Genomic DNA, 14,813 nt, shown 5'->3' on the forward strand with positions numbered 1-14,813 from the left:
AGAGCCGTCATGGTTGAAAATCGTCCCTGGCTCAATTTCTTCACTCATCTCGTGCTCGTGCTCGGGGTCATCGTGGTGGTCTTCCCCGTCTACGTGGCCTTCGTCGCTTCCACCCAAACGGCGGTCGAAGTCGAGCAGGCGCCGATGAGCCTCATCCCGGGCGCGCACTTCGTCGACAACTACCTGCAGATCCTCACCTCGGGCGGCAGCACCGCTTCGCGCGCGCCCGTCGGTCGCATGATGTGGGTCTCGTTTGTGATGGCGATGGGGATTTCGATCGGGAAAATTCTCATCTCGCTCCTCTCGGCCTTCGCGATCGTCTACTTCAAGTTCCCGGGCCGCAAGCTCTGCTTCTGGCTCATCTTCGTGACGCTCATGTTGCCCGTTGAAGTGCGCATCACGCCGACCTACCAGGTGATGGCGGACTTGAACCTTCTCGACAGTTGGGGCGGGCTCATTCTCCCCGTGATCGCGTCGGCGACGGCCACGTTCCTCTTCCGTCAGTTCTTCCTCACGGTCCCCGACGAACTCGCCGAAGCCGCCCGCATGGACGGCGCGGGCCCGATGCGGTTTTTCTTCACGATCCTGCTGCCCCTCTCGATGACGAACATGGCCGCCATGTTCGTGATCCAGTTCATCTACGGTTGGAACCAGTACCTCTGGCCGCTCCTCGTCACGACGCAGGAGGACATGTACCCGATCGTGATCGGCATCAAACGCATGATCGGCGGGGGCGACTCCGCAAACGACTGGAACCTCATCATGGCCACGGCCATGCTAGCGATGATTCCTCCCGCCCTCGTCGTCACGCTCATGCAGCGCTGGTTCGTGAAGGGCCTTGTCGACACCGAAAAATAAACGACCGGAACACACACACAAATGGCAAGCATTCAATTCAAAGAAATCCGCAAAAGCTACGGCGACGTGAAGGTCGTGCACGGCATCTCGCTCGACATTGAGGACGGCGAATTCATCGTGATCGTCGGCCCCTCGGGTTGCGGCAAGTCGACCCTTCTGCGCATGGTGGCCGGGCTCGAGCCCATCACCTCGGGCGAGCTTCGGATCGGCGACCGGGTGGTGAACCGCCTCGAACCCAAGGACCGCGACTGCGCGATGGTGTTTCAGAACTACGCCCTCTACCCGCACATGACGGTCTACGACAACATGGCCTACGGCCTTAAGATCCGCGGCATCGACAAGGCCGAGATCGACCGGCGCGTGAACGAAGCGGCCGAGATGCTGCAGTTGACGGGGCTTCTGGAGCGCCGTCCGCGTCAGCTCTCGGGCGGGCAGCGTCAGCGCGTCGCCATGGGGCGTGCGATCGTGCGCGAGCCCTCCGTCTTCCTTTTCGACGAACCGCTCTCGAACCTCGACGCGAAGCTTCGCGTGCAGACGCGCCTTCAGATCAAGCGCCTGCAGGAGCGCCTCGGCACGACGAGCCTTTACGTCACGCACGACCAGGTCGAAGCGATGACGCTCGCGCACCGCATGATCGTTATGAACGGCGGTGTGGCCGAGCAGGTGGGCACCCCGAAAGAGGTCTACGACGATCCGGCGACGATGTTTGTCGCGGGCTTCATCGGTTCGCCTCCGATGAACCTCGTTCGCGGTCGCGTTTCGGGGGACGGCACGCGCTTCGAAGCGAACGGGGAGAGCGTACGTCTTCCCGAAGCGGTCCCGTCTCTCGCGGGGCGCGACCTCGTCTTCGGGATCCGTCCCGAACACGTGACGATGTCGCCCGCAACGAATGGCGACGCGCTCGGCACCTTCCGCACCGAAACCGTCGAAGGGCTCGGCTCCGAGTACCTCGTCCACGGCGCGATGCTCGGCTCGAGCGTGGTTTTCCGCGAAAACGTCGACGCGTTCGTGCCCGAGTCGGGTTCGGACTGCGCGATCGACTTCCCGGCGAAGGCCGTGCACTGGTTCGATCCGGAGACGACGAAGCGCGTTCGCCCGTAACGGACGGCGCACCCCGCGGGGCGGCGGCCCCGCGCGGCTTCGGCGTTCCCGAGGATACGAAGCGAAACGAAAACGCAAAGGGCGCCCGAAAGCGGGCGCCCTTTTCTCTGGGTATCCTTGGCGGATGATCGAAAATCTCCTCACGCTCTTTCAGCACGAGTCGATCGAACTCGTGCTTTTCGTTGCCGCTTTCATTTCCGCCACGGTCATTCCCGGGGGCTCCGAAGCGGTCTTGCTCGGCGCGGCGGCCGCTCAGCCCGACCGCACGCTCGAATTCGTCCTCATCGCCATGGCGGGCAACACCCTGGGGGGCATGACGGGCTATCTGATCGGGCGCTTCATCCCCGAGAAGAAGAAAGAGGGTCGGGCGCTTGCCTGGCTCCACAAGTACGGGATCTGGGCGGTCTTTTTCTCCTGGGTGCCGCTTTTCGGCGACGCGTTGCCGGTTGCGGCCGGCTGGTTGCGTCTCAATCCCTGGTTGACCGCGCTTTTCGTCGCGCTCGGCAAGGGGGCGCGCTACGCGGTGCTCGTCGCGGGTCTCCATCTCGCGGTCCTCTGAGCACGCGCGGTTCCGTCCTCGTCCCCGTCCGCATTCCGTGCAAAATCGTCTTTTTCGTTAAGAAAACGGGCGGGTCGCCTACCTTATAATGCCCGCGTCGGGTTCCTGACAAATTTTGTCGGGTTCTCGTTTTCGATTTCGGATACAGCCTTCCGACGGGGGCCGCACGGGCGGCGCCCGCCGGTCGGGGTCGCCGAAGGGCGCCGCGTGAAGCGCGACACCGATCGATTGCCGTCGATCGGGGCGCCGTGGTTGCCAACAAACGACGTAATCCAAAACGTAGGAGGCGCTCGTCGAAGCCGCGCTTGCGGCTCGCGGGGGAAAATTTTTTATGAAGATCATGGTTGCTGTGAAGCGGGTCGTCGACGCCAAGATGAAGGTGCGCCCGCTCCCCGACAATTCCGGGGTGGATCTGAAGGTCGCCAAGATGGCGCTCAATCCCTTTGACGAAATCGCGGTCGAAGCGGCCGTGCGCCTGCGTGAGGCCGGCAAGGCCGACGAAGTGGTGGCCGTGACGATCGGCCCGATGAAGGCGGTCGATCAGTTGCGCGTGGCGATGGCGATCGGCGCGGACCGCTCCGTGCACGTGCGTACCGACGACGTGCTCGAACCCCTCGCCGTGGCGAAGGTGCTACGCGAAATCGCCGACCGCGAAAAGCCCGACCTGATTCTGCTCGGCAAACAGGCGATCGACGACGACTCGAACCAGGTCGGTCAGATGCTCTCGGCGCTCTGCGACATGCCGCTCGGCGCCTTTGCGGGCGAACTCGACGTCGTGGACGGCCGCTACATCGTCACGCGCGAAACGGACGGCGGCACGCAGACCGTGTCGCTCGCGTCGCCTGCCGTCGTGACGGCCGACCTGCGTCTCGCGGAACCCCGCTACGTGACGCTGCCCTCGATGGCCAAGGCCCGCAAGAAGCCCGTCGAAGAGATCGAACTCGCGACGCTCGGCGTCGACACGGCGCCGCGCCTGAAGGTGCTGCGCGTCGAGCAGCCGCCCGAACGCGCCGCCGGGGAAATGCTCCCGAACGTCGACGCGCTCGTTGAAAAGTTGAAGCACGCCCTCAACGCCTGAGGAGAGAAGTAAAAAATGACGGCTCTTTTGATTGCTGAACACGACAACTGCTCCCTGAAGCCCGCCACCCGCCGCGCGCTCACGGCCGTGAAGTCGATGAGCGACACGGTCGACGTGCTCGTTGCGGGCAACAACTGCCAGGCGATCGCCGAAGAAGCGGCGAAGCTTGAGGGCGTGCGTACGGTGCTCCTCGCGCAAAGCCCCAAACTCGCGCAGGAATGCCCCGAAGTGCTCGCCGACCTCGCGGCCGACGAAGCCGAGGGCTACACCCACGTCGTTTTCGCGGCGAGCTCGACGGGCAAGGCTGCGATGCCCCGCGCCGCGGCGAAGCTCGACGTTTCTCCCGTTTCCGACATCCTCGAAGTGAAGGGTGCGAAGACCTTCGTGCGCGGCATTTACGCGGGGTCGCTCCTTGCGACCGTTGAGGTCGACGAACCCACGGTGGTCGCCACCGTGCGCGCCACGGCCTTTGCGCCCGCTCCGGATCGCGAAGGGACGCCCGCCGACATCGAAGAAATCCTCGTTCGCGACGAATACGACCGTTCGCAGTTCGTGCGCTTTACCGAAACGAAGTCGGATCGACCCGACCTCGTCGCGGCGCGTGTCGTTGTTGCGGGCGGGCGCGGCCTCATCGACGAAACGGGCTTCAAGGCGCTCGAAGACTTCGCCGACAGCATTGGCGCCGCGATCGGCGCCACGCGTACGGCGGTCGACATGGGCCTTTGCCCGAACGACTGGCAGATCGGTCAGACGGGCAAGATGGTCGCTCCCGACGTCTATGTGGGCTTCGGCATTTCGGGCGCCATCCAACACACGGCCGGTCTCAAGGACGCCCGCCTCATCGTGGCTGTGAACAAGGACCCCGAAGCGCCCATTTTCGAAACGGCGGACTACGGTCTCGTGGCCGACGCGGCGGAAACGCTCGCCGTACTCAAAGAGAAGCTCGGTCGCTGATCGACGCCCGTCCGAATGTCGTGCGGGGGTGGAGCGAAAAAACCGCCTTCGGCCCTTGCACGACGCATGCGTCTTCACGTAAAATCGCTCCCCTGTCGGTCTTTCCGACAACTGAATTTCAACGACCTAAAGTTCAAGAGGTAAACTCATGGTTATCATTCGTCTCGCCCGCGGCGGCTCCAAGAAGCGTCCCTTCTACTCCATCAACGTTTGCGATTCGCGCTGCCGTCGCGACGGCCGTTTCATCGAACGTCTCGGCTACTACAACCCGATGGCCGCCGGTCAGGCCGTTCCCTTCTCGATCAAGGCCGACCGCCTCGCCTACTGGCAGAGCCAGGGTGCCCAGCTCTCCGACACGGTCGCCCGTCTCGTGAAGGAACACAAGCCCGCCGCCTAATCCGCGTCCGGCCGGAGTTTCGAGAAACTCCGCCCCGCAGTTGACTTGTCAACTGCATCTGAAGCCCCGCAGCCCCTCAAGTGCGGGCTCCCGTCCGAACGGTCGTGCCTCTCGTGTCCAAGCACATCGGATCCGTTCCCGACATAGTGAGCCCGGTATCTACGCCTGAGATCTGCGGGGTTTTTGTTTGTTCGGAAAAAGAAAGAGTTTACGATGGAAGATCTGGTTGAACTCGGCCGTCTGTCGGGTGCTTACGGTTTTCGCGGCTGGGTCCGCGTGGTGCCCTTCGAGTCGGGCGAAGTCCTTGAGAAGGTGCGCCGCTGGGTGTTGATTTCGCCCTCGGGCGAAACGACGCCCGTCGAAGCGAAGGGCGTGCGCCGTCACGGAGGCGGTCTCATCGCGAAGTGGGACGGTTGCGAATCGAAGGAAGCCGCGGACGCCCTGCGCGGTCGCGTGGCCGTGGCCCGCGCCGACTTCCCCGCGGCGGGCGACGACGCCGTCTGGGCCGTCGACCTCATCGACTGCCGCGTCGTCAACCGCGAAGGGGTCGACCTCGGTCGCATCATCGACGTCGGCACGAACGGCGTGCAGGATCTTCTCGTCGTCGCCTACGAGGCCGAAGACGGCCGCGAGTGCCGCTTCATGATTCCGAACGTCAAAGAGGTCTACGTCCTCGCGATCGATGTCGAAGCGCGCACCGTCTCGGTCGACTGGTCGCCCGAGTGGCGCTGAGCAGACGCTTCGCCGAACGAGGTCCGTCATGCGATTCGACGCCGTTACGCTTTTCCCCGAAATCTTCCGCTCTGTCACGGACTGCGGGATTACAGCCCGCGCCTTGAAGCGCGGCTTGTGGTCCTTCAACGCGTGGAATCCGCGCGACTGCACGACGGACCCGCACCGCACGGTCGACGACCGCCCCTTCGGCGGGGGCCCGGGCATGGTGATGATGGCCGAGCCCCTGCAGGCGACGCTCGACGCCGTGCGCGCTTCCGGGAACGGCGGTCGCGTCATCTACTTCGCCCCCAACGGTCGCAAGCTCGACGACGCGCGCGTGCGCGAATTCGCCGCGGCCCGCGAAGACCTCGTTCTCATTTGCGGGCGCTACGAGGGGGTGGACGAGCGGTTTTTGCGCCGGTCGGTCGACGAGGTGGTGAGCCTCGGCGACTTCGTCCTTTCGGGCGGGGAATTGCCTGCGTGCGCGCTGATCGACGCCGTCGTGCGACAGCTCCCCGGCGCGATCAAGGACCTTTCCGCCTCGGACGAATCGTTCGGCACGGGGCTACTCGACGCCCCGCACTACACGCGCCCTGAAGTCTGGCGCGGAGAGGGGGTGCCGGAAGTGCTTCTTACGGGGCACCACGCCAACATCCAAACCTGGACGCGCCGCGAAAGTTTGCGTTTCACCTTGCAGACGCGCCCCGATCTGATTAAAATCGCGGATTCCGCTCAACGCCTCACGGTGGAAGATCGACTCTACCTCCGCGAGCTCGGTGCGGATATTGAAATACCCGAACCGGTTCGACGCAAAAAGCGTCGGAAGGTTCTTTCTTAAAACTTCCATCCTCTCGGCGGCGGACTTCGGGTCCCCAACATTCAGGCCGCATGACGATGGTAACGGAGATGAAAATGGATCTGATCCAGACCCTTGAACAGGAAGAAATGGCCCGCCTCACGGCCGGCAAGACGATTCCCGAATTCCGCGCCGGCGACACGGTCGTCGTGAGCGTGAACGTTGTCGAAGGTTCGCGCAAGCGCGTTCAGGCCTTCGAAGGCGTCGTCATCGCCCGTCGCAACCGCGGCCTCAACTCCTCCTTCATCGTTCGCAAGATCTCGTCGGGCGAAGGCGTGGAACGTACGTTCCAGCTCTACTCCCCGATGATCGCCGGCATCGAAGTGAAGCGCTTCGGCGACGTCCGCCGCGCCAAGCTCTACTACCTGCGCGAACGCTCCGGCAAGGCCGCCCGTATTAAGGAACGCCTCGTCCGCAAGGACTGATTCCGGTTCGATCGGAATGCCCGCCCCGAAAGCGAAAGCCTTCGGGGCTTTTTCTTGAATGCTCTTGCGTGCGATTTCGTCGATGCGCCTGGGTGGCTTCCGTGCCGCTCGGGCTTTTCTATTAGGAGGAACCGCCTGCGGCGCACCGAATGCGGGCAAAGGGAACGCAAATAGGCTTCCGTGCCCCGATTGCACGGAGAGGTCGCCCCCTACAATCGAAGAACTTTCGACGCTTTTTCCGTGTCGGAACGACCTTCGAGCGGTCGCCCCGCTGCCGGAATCCATAAGGAGACTTTTGATGAATACGTACGCCGTTACTCTCCCCCACTACAGCGTGGGGCCCGATGTGTTCGACCACCTCGAGTTCGTTGCGCGCTTCTACGGCCGCAAGGCCGCCGTCGTCGGTGGCGCGACCGCTCTGGAAAAGGCCGGTCCGAGCCTGCGCGCGGGCCTTGAAAAGGCGGGGATGACGGTGACGGACTGGTTCGTCTACGGCGAAAACGCAACGAATGCGGCCGTCGACCGCATTCTCGAGTCTCCGGGCTGCCGCGAAGCGGACGTGATTTTCGGCGTCGGCGGGGGGCGTGCGATCGACACGGTCAAAACGGCGAGCGACATTCTCAAGAAGCCCTTCTTCTCGGTGCCGACGGTGGCGTCGAACTGCGCGCCCGTTTCGGCGATTGCGGTGATCTACAACGAAGACGGGTCGCTCTCGCACTACCACTTCACGGAGCGTTGCGCCGAACACTGCTTCATCAACACGGCGGTCATTCTCGACAGCCCCCGGAAGCTCTTCTGGGCGGGGATCGGCGACGCGCTCTCGAAGCAGTGCGAGGCGCTCCTTTCCTCCCGCGGTCAGGACCTCGGTCACACGCCGCTTCTCGGCGTGCAGGTCGCGCAGGTGTGCGAGGGGCCGTTGCTGCGCTACGGGCGCGAAGCGCTCGACGACTTTGAAGCCGGTCGCTTGTCGGACGCCTTCGCGCAGACGGTGCTCGACATCATCATCTCGACGGGGATCGCGTCGAACCTTCTCACGACCGAGAAGGACTATTACTACAACTCCTCGATCGCCCACTGCTTCTACAACGCCTCGATGGTCCTTCCGACCATCCACGCGCATCTGCACGGCGAAGTGGTGAGTTTCGGCGTCCTTGTTTTGCAGGCGGTCGACGGCAACGACGAAGCGCTCGAACGCTTGGCGCGCTTCAACCGCTCGGTGGCGCTTCCGACGACGCTCTACGAACTCGACATCACCGAAGAGGCCCAGGTCGACGCGCTTGTCGAACGGGCGACCACGCTTCGCGAATGGCACTGCGTCCCCTATGAAATGACGAAGGAACGCTTCAAGGAGGCGATCCTCAAGGTGGATGCGCTCGGGCGCAGTCTCAAGACGAACGCCTGATTGAAGCGTGACACCGGGGTGCGGCCGCCCGACGGCGCGACCGCACCCCGAACACCCCGCAAAGCAAAGCGCCCCGGGAGCGATCTCGGGGTGCTTTCTTCGGTGCGGATCTTCAATCGCGCTCGGGCGCTTGTCGGAAGGCCCGAGCAGAATTCCGTTTGCGTCAGTTCGCTTCCTGCGTGTCCTTCGCACGGGTGCGGCGGTTGCTCCCCGCCACCATGTCGAAGCGGAAGAAGCGGCATTCGAGCGGCCCGTTGAAGAGCACGATCTTGCGCGACTCCTTGAGGCGCATCTGCCCGGGGAGCGTGCGGTCGGAGGTGAGAAGCCAGGCGCTCCAGCCCGCGAAGTTCGCCTTGAGGTTCGAGGCGACGTCCTTCATCATCGCGTTGATCGAGGCGGACTTGGGGTTCGACTGTTCGCCGTACGGCGGATTGGCGATCAGGACGCCCGGAGTGCCTTCGGGAGCCGTGACGGCACGCGCGTCGCAGGGTTCGAACGACAAACGGCCGTCTTCAAGCAGGGGCGTGAGCCCCGCACGGGCGGCGTTTTCGCGCGCTTTGCCGACGACGAGCGACGAGATGTCGCTCGCGCGGATCGTCATCGCGGCGTGGCGGTTGACGCGGGCGCGGGCGTCTTCGAGGAGTTCCTGCCAGGCTTCGCCGCCGAAACCCTCGAGCTTTTCGAAGGCGAAACGACGGTTGAGCCCCGGAGCGGCGTTCATCGCCATGTGGGCGGCTTCGATTGCAATCGTGCCCGAGCCGCAGAAGGGGTCGACGAGCGTCTTTTCAGGGGTCCAGCCCGAGAGCATCAGAAGGCCCGCCGCCAGGTTTTCCTTCAGGGGCGCTTCGCCGTGCGTGAGGCGCCAGCCGCGCTTGAAGAGCGACTCGCCCGCGAGGTCGAGGTAGAAGCTCACGCGATCGTACGTGAGATAGGCTTCGATGCGCACGTCGGGCTGGTGGCGCGCCACGTCGGGGCGACGGCCCGCGAGGTCGCGGAAGCGGTCGCAGACCGCGTCCTTGATGCGCAGCACCGCAAAGTCGATGCTTTCCAGCGGGCAGCGGTTCGCGCTCGCGCCCACGCGGATCGTATGGTCGGGACCGAACCACTTTTCCCAGGGCGTGCGACGCGCGAGGTCGTAAATGTCGCGGCTGTCCCAGTACTCGGCTTCGGCGACGCGCATGAGGATGCGGCTCGCCAGGCGCGAATGAAGGCACGCGGCCATGGCGGTTTCGTGCCCGCCCGTAAAGCCCACGCCGCCCTTGCCGGGTTCGAGGCGTTCGGCGCCGACGCGCTGAAGTTCGTCGGCCAAAAGAGTTTCAAGCCCGAAGGGGCAGACGGCGTAATAGAAGTTGGCCATGTTTTCTGCGGGAGTCTGTGCCGGGCGGACGAATCCTGCGGGGGACTCGGGCCGGCCGGTGTCTAGTGAGTGAAAACGGAAAACGGTTCATTGTAGAGGAGCCGATGCGCGCCCGCCACCGAGGCGGGCGTCGGGGCTCGTGCCCGAAGGGGACGCGCGCCGAAAGCACGTTCGGGCAAGGAAACGGGTTTCTTCCTACCTCCGAATGGATAGGTAAAAGTGTAAGGACCCTCGGTAAGACACGTGTCCCGTCAAAACGACGTGCCGACCGAGGGTGCCGAGAGCGGCTTTTCGCAATTGGGCATCGATAGAATTAGTTCAAAGGACGGGTACGGGGAAGGACCACCCATTACGAAAGAAGTACCCGTAATGAGGTAAAGAGAGGAGGAGCATCATGTTCGGACTGCATTTCGGCCGCGGCGAAGCGCACGTGGAATCGGCTTCGGATGTTGCGAAGAAGGCCGTCGTTTGGACGGGTTGGAAGAATTTCAAGGTTTTGAACCGCACGAAGGAGTGCGAAGACGTCGAGTGCTTTCACCTCGTTCCCGAAGACGGGGCGCCCTTGCCCGACTTCAAGGCGGGGCAGAGCGTCGGCGTTCGCACGGGGACCTTTGCGCCGCGCGCCTTCACGCTTTGCGGCACGCCCGACGAAGGGTTTTACCGTCTCTTCGTGAAGCAGTTCTCGGGTGACACGGGGCTTCTCGCGCAGCACCTGTGCGAAAGCGTTCGCGTGGGCGACGTGATCGAAGTGTCGGAACCCGCGGGGGCCTTCACGCTGGACGATTCCGAGGCGCCCCTTGTGATGATCGCCGAAGGGATCGGCATCACGTCGATCGTTTCGCTGCTGAACGAAGTCGCCACGAAGTCGCCGCTTCGTCGCGTGCATGTCGTCTATGCGACGAAAAACGGGGACCACTTCCCGCTGCGCGCCGATCTGCTGCGCCTCATGAAGGGGCTCCCCAACTCGGGGCTGGCGGTCTTTTACAGCGACCCGAAGCCCGACGAACACGCCGGGCGCGACTTCGACGTGCACGGAGGGCTCGACATTTCGCTCCTGCGGGGCGTCTGCCGCGAACATGAGGCCGAATTCTATCTGTGCGGGTCCGCAAAGAGCATGGCGGAAGTCCGCACGGCACTCCATGCGATGCGCTCGGTTCCCGAAACGAAGATCCACGAGCAGATTTTCGTCGCGAAGCGCTGAGCCTTTGAGGCGCCTGCCGAAATCGAAGTCCCGCGCCCTTTGATGCGCAAAGCGCGCGGGCCTCGCCTCCGACGGAAAGCGAAGCGAGAGTGAAGCAAGAAACAAAACGCCCCGACGGACGCGTCCGTCGGGGTGTTTTGTCAGAGGAAGTGCGGTCGAACGGGTTCGACCGAGTTCCGGGTTTAGCGGATCACGCCGCAGGCCATGCGGGCGCCGCCGCCGCCCAGAGCGGCAGGATGATCGTGGTGGTTGTCGCCGCCCGCGTGAATCATGATCGAATGATTGCGCAGTTCGTCGAGCGTCTTGAGCTTCGGAGCGAGCACGGGCTGCGTGGCCGTGCCGTCCTGAGCGACGTAGAGCGCCGGGAGGTCGCCCTTATGACCCTTGTCGTCCCACGGGAAGGAGTGAACGCCCGTCTTCGCGGGGTCCCAATGGCCGCCCGCCTTCATGCCGAGACCCTTTTCGGTCGAGCCGCAGTCGGGCACTTCATGAATGTGGAAGCCGTGAACGCCCGCGGCGAGCCCGGTGAGGGCCGGGTAGAAGACGACGCCGTAGGCGGTCTGAACGGCCACGATCTGACCGGCGGGCTTGTCGCCCGCAGCGTCGAGCACGTTGACCGGGATGACGATCTTCTGGGCTTCGGCCATCGGATCGTAGAGCTTCGAAGCGTCGGTGTCGGCGGCGACGGCCGCACCCGCGGCGAGGGTGCAGGCGGCCAGCGAAGCGGCAACGGCTTTGGCGAGGGACATGGTCATGGCGAGTCTCCTTGAGATTTGCAACTGGTCGGAAAGTGTCGGTTTGCGCTATGAATCGCAAACGATCGATAGAATCATTCTCATTTATCGTCCTGTCGTTTGCAACCCCCGAAAGTGGTTTTTTCAGTCGCTCCAAGGACTTACCTCGAAATGAGGAGGTAAAGGCGTGAAAAAGCCCTCTACCCTGTAAGAGGTAGAGGGCTTTCCGCGAAAGCGTCGAAAAGCGCCGAACCTCAATCGGTCAGCTGCGGCCTTCGCCGTGCCCGAGGACGATCCACTTTTCGTTCGTGAGGCCTTCGAGCCCCACGGGGCCGCGCACGTGAATCTTGTCCGTGGAGATGCCGATTTCGGCCCCGAGCCCGTACTCGAACCCGTCGGCAAAGCGGGTCGACGCGTTCACCATGACGGAGGCCGAGTCGACTTCGCGCAGGAACCGCTCGGTGCTCGTGCGGTTTTCGGTGATGATCGCGTCCGTGTGGTGCGAGCCGTGGGTTTCGATGAAGTCGATCGCTTCGTCGAGGGACGCGACCGTCTTGATCGCGATCACGGGGGCGTTGTATTCGGTGTCCCAGTCGGCTTCGGTCGCGTCGATCGCCGACATCCCGACCCCTTCGACGATGCGGCGCGAGAGCGCGTCGCAGCGCATTTCGACGTTCTTGTCGTGGAAAATGCGGGCGATTTCGGGGAGGAAATCAAAAGCGATCGCCTCGTGCACGAGCAGCGTCTCGGTCGCGTTGCAGGGGGAGTAGCGCTGGGTTTTGGCGTTGTCGACGACGCGCACGGCCATCTTCAGGTCGGCGTCGCGGTCGACGTACGTGTGGCAGATCCCGTCGAGGTGCTTGATCATCGGCACGGTCGCTTCGGCCGTGAGGCGGGCGACAAGGCCCTTGCCGCCGCGCGGAACGAGCACGTCGACCCAGTCGCGCGCGCGGATGAGTTCGCCCACGAGCGCGCGGTCGGGATTGTCGATGAACTGCACGACGTCGGCGGGCAGACCCGCTTCGACGAGCGCTTCGCGCACGATGTCGGCGAGCACCCGGTTCGAGCGAATGGCTTCGTGGCCGCCGCGCAAAATGAGGGCGTTGCCGGACTTCACGGCAAGCGCCGCCGCGTCGATCGTGACGTTGGGGCGCGACTCGTAGATCATCGCCACGACGCCGAGCGGCACGCGCATCTTGCCGACGAGAATCCCCGAGGGACGGGGCTTCACGTCACGGACGGCGCCGACCGGGTCTTCGAGCTTCGCGATCTGGCGCACGCCCTCCGCCATGCGGGCGAGAACGGGTTCGGTGAGGGCCAGACGGTCGAGAAAGGCGCCGGAGAGCCCCTCGGCGCGACCCGCCTCCAGGTCTTCGCGGTTGGCCGCGGCGATGCGCTCGACGTTTTCGAGGAGCTTCGCGGCCATGCGTTCGAGCGCGTCGTCCTTGAGTGCGGACGGGGCTTTCGCCGCGGCGCGCGCGGCCTTGCGGGCGCGTTGCCCCATCGCTTCGATGCGGGCCTTGGGGTCGAGGGTGTCGGTCATGTCGGACCTCCGAAAAAGAAGGCGCCTCCGAACGGCGGGAGACGTCGGCGAAAAGAAAAAGGGTTTGCGTCAGCGGGCGAGGAAAAGCGCGACGCTCTTCAATTCCACCCACGGATCGCTGTCGCGGTCGGGCACCGGAAGGCCCTTGGCGAGTCGGTCGATTTCGGCGAGGATGAGAAGCGCGGCTTCGAGCTTTTTCATCGTAAGCCGTCGGGCGGCGCGCTGCAGTTCGGGCGTTGCGAAGACCCCCTGCGCGCGGCTTTGCCCCGCGTCGTAGGCGGCGCGAAGTTTCGCGATGTTGCGCACGTGCCCGGTAAAGAAAACGAGCACCATCGGGAGCGCCTCGGCCTGCGCTTCGAGGCCGTCGACGATACGGGCGGCGCGCTCGGGTTCGCCGAGCGAGACGCTTTTGTTGAGCGACGCCGCGTCGAAGCGCGAGCAGTTGCTTACGCCCGCTTCGATTTGATCGAGCGTCAATTCCCCTTCGGGGTAAAGGAGCGCGAGCTTTTCGACTTCCTGACTTGCGGCGAGGAGATTCCCTTCGACAAGGTCCGCAAAGGCTTCGAGCGCCTCCCGAGAGGCGCTTTGCTTGTGGCGCGCCATGCGTTTCGCGAGCCACCCGGGCAGGGCCGGCCGCTCGACGGGCGAACAGTCGACGACGGTCGACGCGCGGCTCACCGCCGTCCACCAGGCGCTCTTTTGCGTCTGCCAGTCGACCTCGGGGACGGAGAAAATCGTGACGACCCCGTCGTAGGGGTGCGCGACGTACTTCGTGAGCACGTCCGTGCCCGTCGTCCCCGGGCGGGCGCTCGCAAGCCGCACCTCGATGATTTTCTGCGAGGCGAACATCCCCATGGCGGCCGCGGCGTCGGGGAGCTGCGACCAGTCGGAGCGGGCGGAAAGGTCGAGCACCTCGCGGTCCTCGTAACCGAGCTCGCGCGCGCGGCGACGGATCGCGTCGACGCTTTCGAGCTTCAGCAGTTCGTCCGCCCCCGTCACGAGCCAGAAGGGTTCGAGCGATTTGCGTCCGGCCAGGTAGTCGGCGAGTTGATGGGCGTTGGGCATGCGACTCCTCAGGATTCGGGCGACTTCGCCGCTTCGAGGCAACGGACGACCTGAGCGAGGATGTCGGATTCCATGTCGCCGTAGAGGATCTCTTCTTCCTTTTCGCGCGAGAGGAATTCGCTTTCCGAGTAGGAGAGGTCGCGCGTCGTCGTGAGGGTCGTCGCTTCGATGAATTCGAACCCGTCGGGCGAAGTGACGCGGAACTGCATCGAGAGCGTGAGCTCGTACTCGCGCGCGCGACCGAGCGCGTTGATGGAGAGCACGTCGCGCTCGCGCCGCATGTCAAGGAGTTCGAAGACGGCCTCGGCCTCTTCGGGACGCGAGACGATGCGCACGTTCGAGCCCGCTTCGATCGTGCGGGTGAGCTGAGCGGCAAAGCGCGTGTTCTCGCGCATCTGGAGGTAAAGGGTCGAGAAGGGCGCGGTGAAGTTGCCGCGCAGGCGGAAGCCGCATCCCGACGAAAGGAGGAGGGCGCCCGCAAGGGCAAGCATCGTACGGCGCTGAAGCGGTTGAGTCATCCATGTCCGGCGCAGGGCCGCCCCGCTCATGGATGGGGACGGGCGCGCCGC

At 64.3% G+C, this 14,813-nt stretch carries 16 protein-coding genes; 11 read left to right on the forward strand and 5 right to left on the reverse strand.

All coding sequences use genetic code 11. The annotated features are described in order from the left end of the window. The first annotated feature begins 9 nt into the window (after positions 1 to 9). From ugpE to S6FBBBH3_RS03300, 10 genes are all read left to right on the forward strand, one after another. Positions 10 to 858, forward strand: coding sequence for a sn-glycerol-3-phosphate ABC transporter permease UgpE (ugpE, locus tag S6FBBBH3_RS03255; RefSeq protein WP_120176390.1), 849 nt, complete (start codon positions 10 to 12; stop codon positions 856 to 858). A gap of 21 nt (positions 859 to 879) precedes the next feature. Continuing rightward, a complete protein-coding gene (locus S6FBBBH3_RS03260; protein ID WP_120176391.1) occupies positions 880 to 1,959 on the forward strand; it encodes a sn-glycerol-3-phosphate import ATP-binding protein UgpC in 1,080 nt (359 codons plus the stop codon). Between the two features lie 124 nt (positions 1,960 to 2,083). Further along, a complete protein-coding gene (locus tag S6FBBBH3_RS03265; RefSeq protein WP_120176392.1) occupies positions 2,084 to 2,518 on the forward strand; it encodes a YqaA family protein in 435 nt (144 codons plus the stop codon). Positions 2,519 to 2,849: 331 nt separating this feature from the next. Next, the gene (locus S6FBBBH3_RS03270; protein ID WP_120176393.1) at positions 2,850 to 3,596 is read left to right on the forward strand and encodes an electron transfer flavoprotein subunit beta/FixA family protein; all 747 of its coding nucleotides are present in this window, start codon (positions 2,850 to 2,852) and stop codon (positions 3,594 to 3,596) included. Between the two features lie 15 nt (positions 3,597 to 3,611). Further along, the gene (locus S6FBBBH3_RS03275) at positions 3,612 to 4,550 is read left to right on the forward strand and encodes an electron transfer flavoprotein subunit alpha/FixB family protein (RefSeq protein WP_120176394.1); all 939 of its coding nucleotides are present in this window, start codon (positions 3,612 to 3,614) and stop codon (positions 4,548 to 4,550) included. 148 nt (positions 4,551 to 4,698) lie between these two features. Then, the gene (rpsP, locus tag S6FBBBH3_RS03280) at positions 4,699 to 4,947 is read left to right on the forward strand and encodes a 30S ribosomal protein S16 (protein WP_120176395.1); all 249 of its coding nucleotides are present in this window, start codon (positions 4,699 to 4,701) and stop codon (positions 4,945 to 4,947) included. Positions 4,948 to 5,160: 213 nt separating this feature from the next. Continuing rightward, the gene (gene rimM, locus S6FBBBH3_RS03285; RefSeq protein WP_120176396.1) at positions 5,161 to 5,679 is read left to right on the forward strand and encodes a ribosome maturation factor RimM; all 519 of its coding nucleotides are present in this window, start codon (positions 5,161 to 5,163) and stop codon (positions 5,677 to 5,679) included. 28 nt (positions 5,680 to 5,707) lie between these two features. Then, a complete protein-coding gene (gene trmD, locus S6FBBBH3_RS03290) occupies positions 5,708 to 6,499 on the forward strand; it encodes a tRNA (guanosine(37)-N1)-methyltransferase TrmD (RefSeq protein WP_120176397.1) in 792 nt (263 codons plus the stop codon). A gap of 74 nt (positions 6,500 to 6,573) precedes the next feature. After that, complete coding sequence (rplS, locus tag S6FBBBH3_RS03295) at positions 6,574 to 6,942, forward strand: 50S ribosomal protein L19 (protein WP_120176398.1); 369 nt, start codon at positions 6,574 to 6,576, stop codon at positions 6,940 to 6,942. A 298-nt stretch (positions 6,943 to 7,240) separates the two neighbouring features. Further along, positions 7,241 to 8,344 (forward strand): iron-containing alcohol dehydrogenase family protein, encoded by a 1,104-nt coding sequence (locus S6FBBBH3_RS03300; protein WP_232008821.1) that lies wholly within the window; start codon positions 7,241 to 7,243, stop codon positions 8,342 to 8,344. Positions 8,345 to 8,507: 163 nt separating this feature from the next. Here S6FBBBH3_RS03300 and S6FBBBH3_RS03305 read toward each other — a convergent pair whose 3' ends face one another. Continuing rightward, positions 8,508 to 9,701 (reverse strand): THUMP domain-containing class I SAM-dependent RNA methyltransferase, encoded by a 1,194-nt coding sequence (locus tag S6FBBBH3_RS03305; RefSeq protein ID WP_120176400.1) that lies wholly within the window; start codon positions 9,699 to 9,701, stop codon positions 8,508 to 8,510. Positions 9,702 to 10,095: 394 nt separating this feature from the next. Here S6FBBBH3_RS03305 and S6FBBBH3_RS03310 point away from each other — a divergent pair, with 394 nt between their 5' ends. After that, entirely contained in the window at positions 10,096 to 10,902 is an 807-nt protein-coding gene (locus S6FBBBH3_RS03310) for an FAD-binding oxidoreductase (RefSeq protein ID WP_120176401.1), read from the forward strand. Positions 10,903 to 11,084: 182 nt separating this feature from the next. On the opposite strand, the gene S6FBBBH3_RS03315 is transcribed toward S6FBBBH3_RS03310, so the two are convergent. From S6FBBBH3_RS03315 to S6FBBBH3_RS03330, 4 genes are all read right to left on the reverse strand, one after another. Beyond that, entirely contained in the window at positions 11,085 to 11,657 is a 573-nt protein-coding gene (locus S6FBBBH3_RS03315; protein WP_408646491.1) for a superoxide dismutase family protein, read from the reverse strand. A gap of 241 nt (positions 11,658 to 11,898) precedes the next feature. Further along, a complete protein-coding gene (locus tag S6FBBBH3_RS03320) occupies positions 11,899 to 13,179 on the reverse strand; it encodes a glutamate-5-semialdehyde dehydrogenase (RefSeq protein ID WP_120176402.1) in 1,281 nt (426 codons plus the stop codon). A gap of 69 nt (positions 13,180 to 13,248) precedes the next feature. Then, positions 13,249 to 14,244, reverse strand: coding sequence for a DNA polymerase III subunit delta (gene holA, locus S6FBBBH3_RS03325; protein ID WP_120176403.1), 996 nt, complete (start codon positions 14,242 to 14,244; stop codon positions 13,249 to 13,251). An 8-nt stretch (positions 14,245 to 14,252) separates the two neighbouring features. Then, a complete protein-coding gene (locus S6FBBBH3_RS03330; RefSeq protein WP_120176404.1) occupies positions 14,253 to 14,762 on the reverse strand; it encodes an LPS-assembly lipoprotein LptE in 510 nt (169 codons plus the stop codon). Positions 14,763 to 14,813: the final 51 nt, after the last annotated feature.

It is taken from the genome of Sutterella megalosphaeroides (assembly GCF_003609995.1).
GTDB lineage: Bacteria > Pseudomonadota > Gammaproteobacteria > Burkholderiales > Burkholderiaceae_F > Sutterella > Sutterella megalosphaeroides.

Bases quoted from the DNA above. Each gene is read 5' to 3' on its own strand.
- S6FBBBH3_RS03265 (WP_120176392.1), top strand. From the start codon at position 2,084: ATGATCGAAAATCTCCTCACGCTCTTTCAGCACGAGTCGATCGAACTC.
- rpsP (WP_120176395.1), top strand. From the start codon at position 4,699: ATGGTTATCATTCGTCTCGCCCGCGGCGGCTCCAAGAAGCGTCCCTTC.
- S6FBBBH3_RS03300 (WP_232008821.1), top strand. From the start codon at position 7,241: ATGAATACGTACGCCGTTACTCTCCCCCACTACAGCGTGGGGCCCGAT.
- S6FBBBH3_RS03260 (WP_120176391.1), top strand. From the start codon at position 880: ATGGCAAGCATTCAATTCAAAGAAATCCGCAAAAGCTACGGCGACGTG.
- holA (WP_120176403.1), bottom strand. From the start codon at position 14,244: ATGCCCAACGCCCATCAACTCGCCGACTACCTGGCCGGACGCAAATCG.
- rimM (WP_120176396.1), top strand. From the start codon at position 5,161: ATGGAAGATCTGGTTGAACTCGGCCGTCTGTCGGGTGCTTACGGTTTT.
- trmD (WP_120176397.1), top strand. From the start codon at position 5,708: ATGCGATTCGACGCCGTTACGCTTTTCCCCGAAATCTTCCGCTCTGTC.
- S6FBBBH3_RS03320 (WP_120176402.1), bottom strand. From the start codon at position 13,179: ATGACCGACACCCTCGACCCCAAGGCCCGCATCGAAGCGATGGGGCAA.
- ugpE (WP_120176390.1), top strand. From the start codon at position 10: ATGGTTGAAAATCGTCCCTGGCTCAATTTCTTCACTCATCTCGTGCTC.
- S6FBBBH3_RS03275 (WP_120176394.1), top strand. From the start codon at position 3,612: ATGACGGCTCTTTTGATTGCTGAACACGACAACTGCTCCCTGAAGCCC.
- S6FBBBH3_RS03310 (WP_120176401.1), top strand. From the start codon at position 10,096: ATGTTCGGACTGCATTTCGGCCGCGGCGAAGCGCACGTGGAATCGGCT.
- rplS (WP_120176398.1), top strand. From the start codon at position 6,574: ATGGATCTGATCCAGACCCTTGAACAGGAAGAAATGGCCCGCCTCACG.
- S6FBBBH3_RS03270 (WP_120176393.1), top strand. From the start codon at position 2,850: ATGAAGATCATGGTTGCTGTGAAGCGGGTCGTCGACGCCAAGATGAAG.
- S6FBBBH3_RS03305 (WP_120176400.1), bottom strand. From the start codon at position 9,701: ATGGCCAACTTCTATTACGCCGTCTGCCCCTTCGGGCTTGAAACTCTT.
- S6FBBBH3_RS03315 (WP_408646491.1), bottom strand. From the start codon at position 11,657: ATGACCATGTCCCTCGCCAAAGCCGTTGCCGCTTCGCTGGCCGCCTGC.
- S6FBBBH3_RS03330 (WP_120176404.1), bottom strand. From the start codon at position 14,762: ATGACTCAACCGCTTCAGCGCCGTACGATGCTTGCCCTTGCGGGCGCC.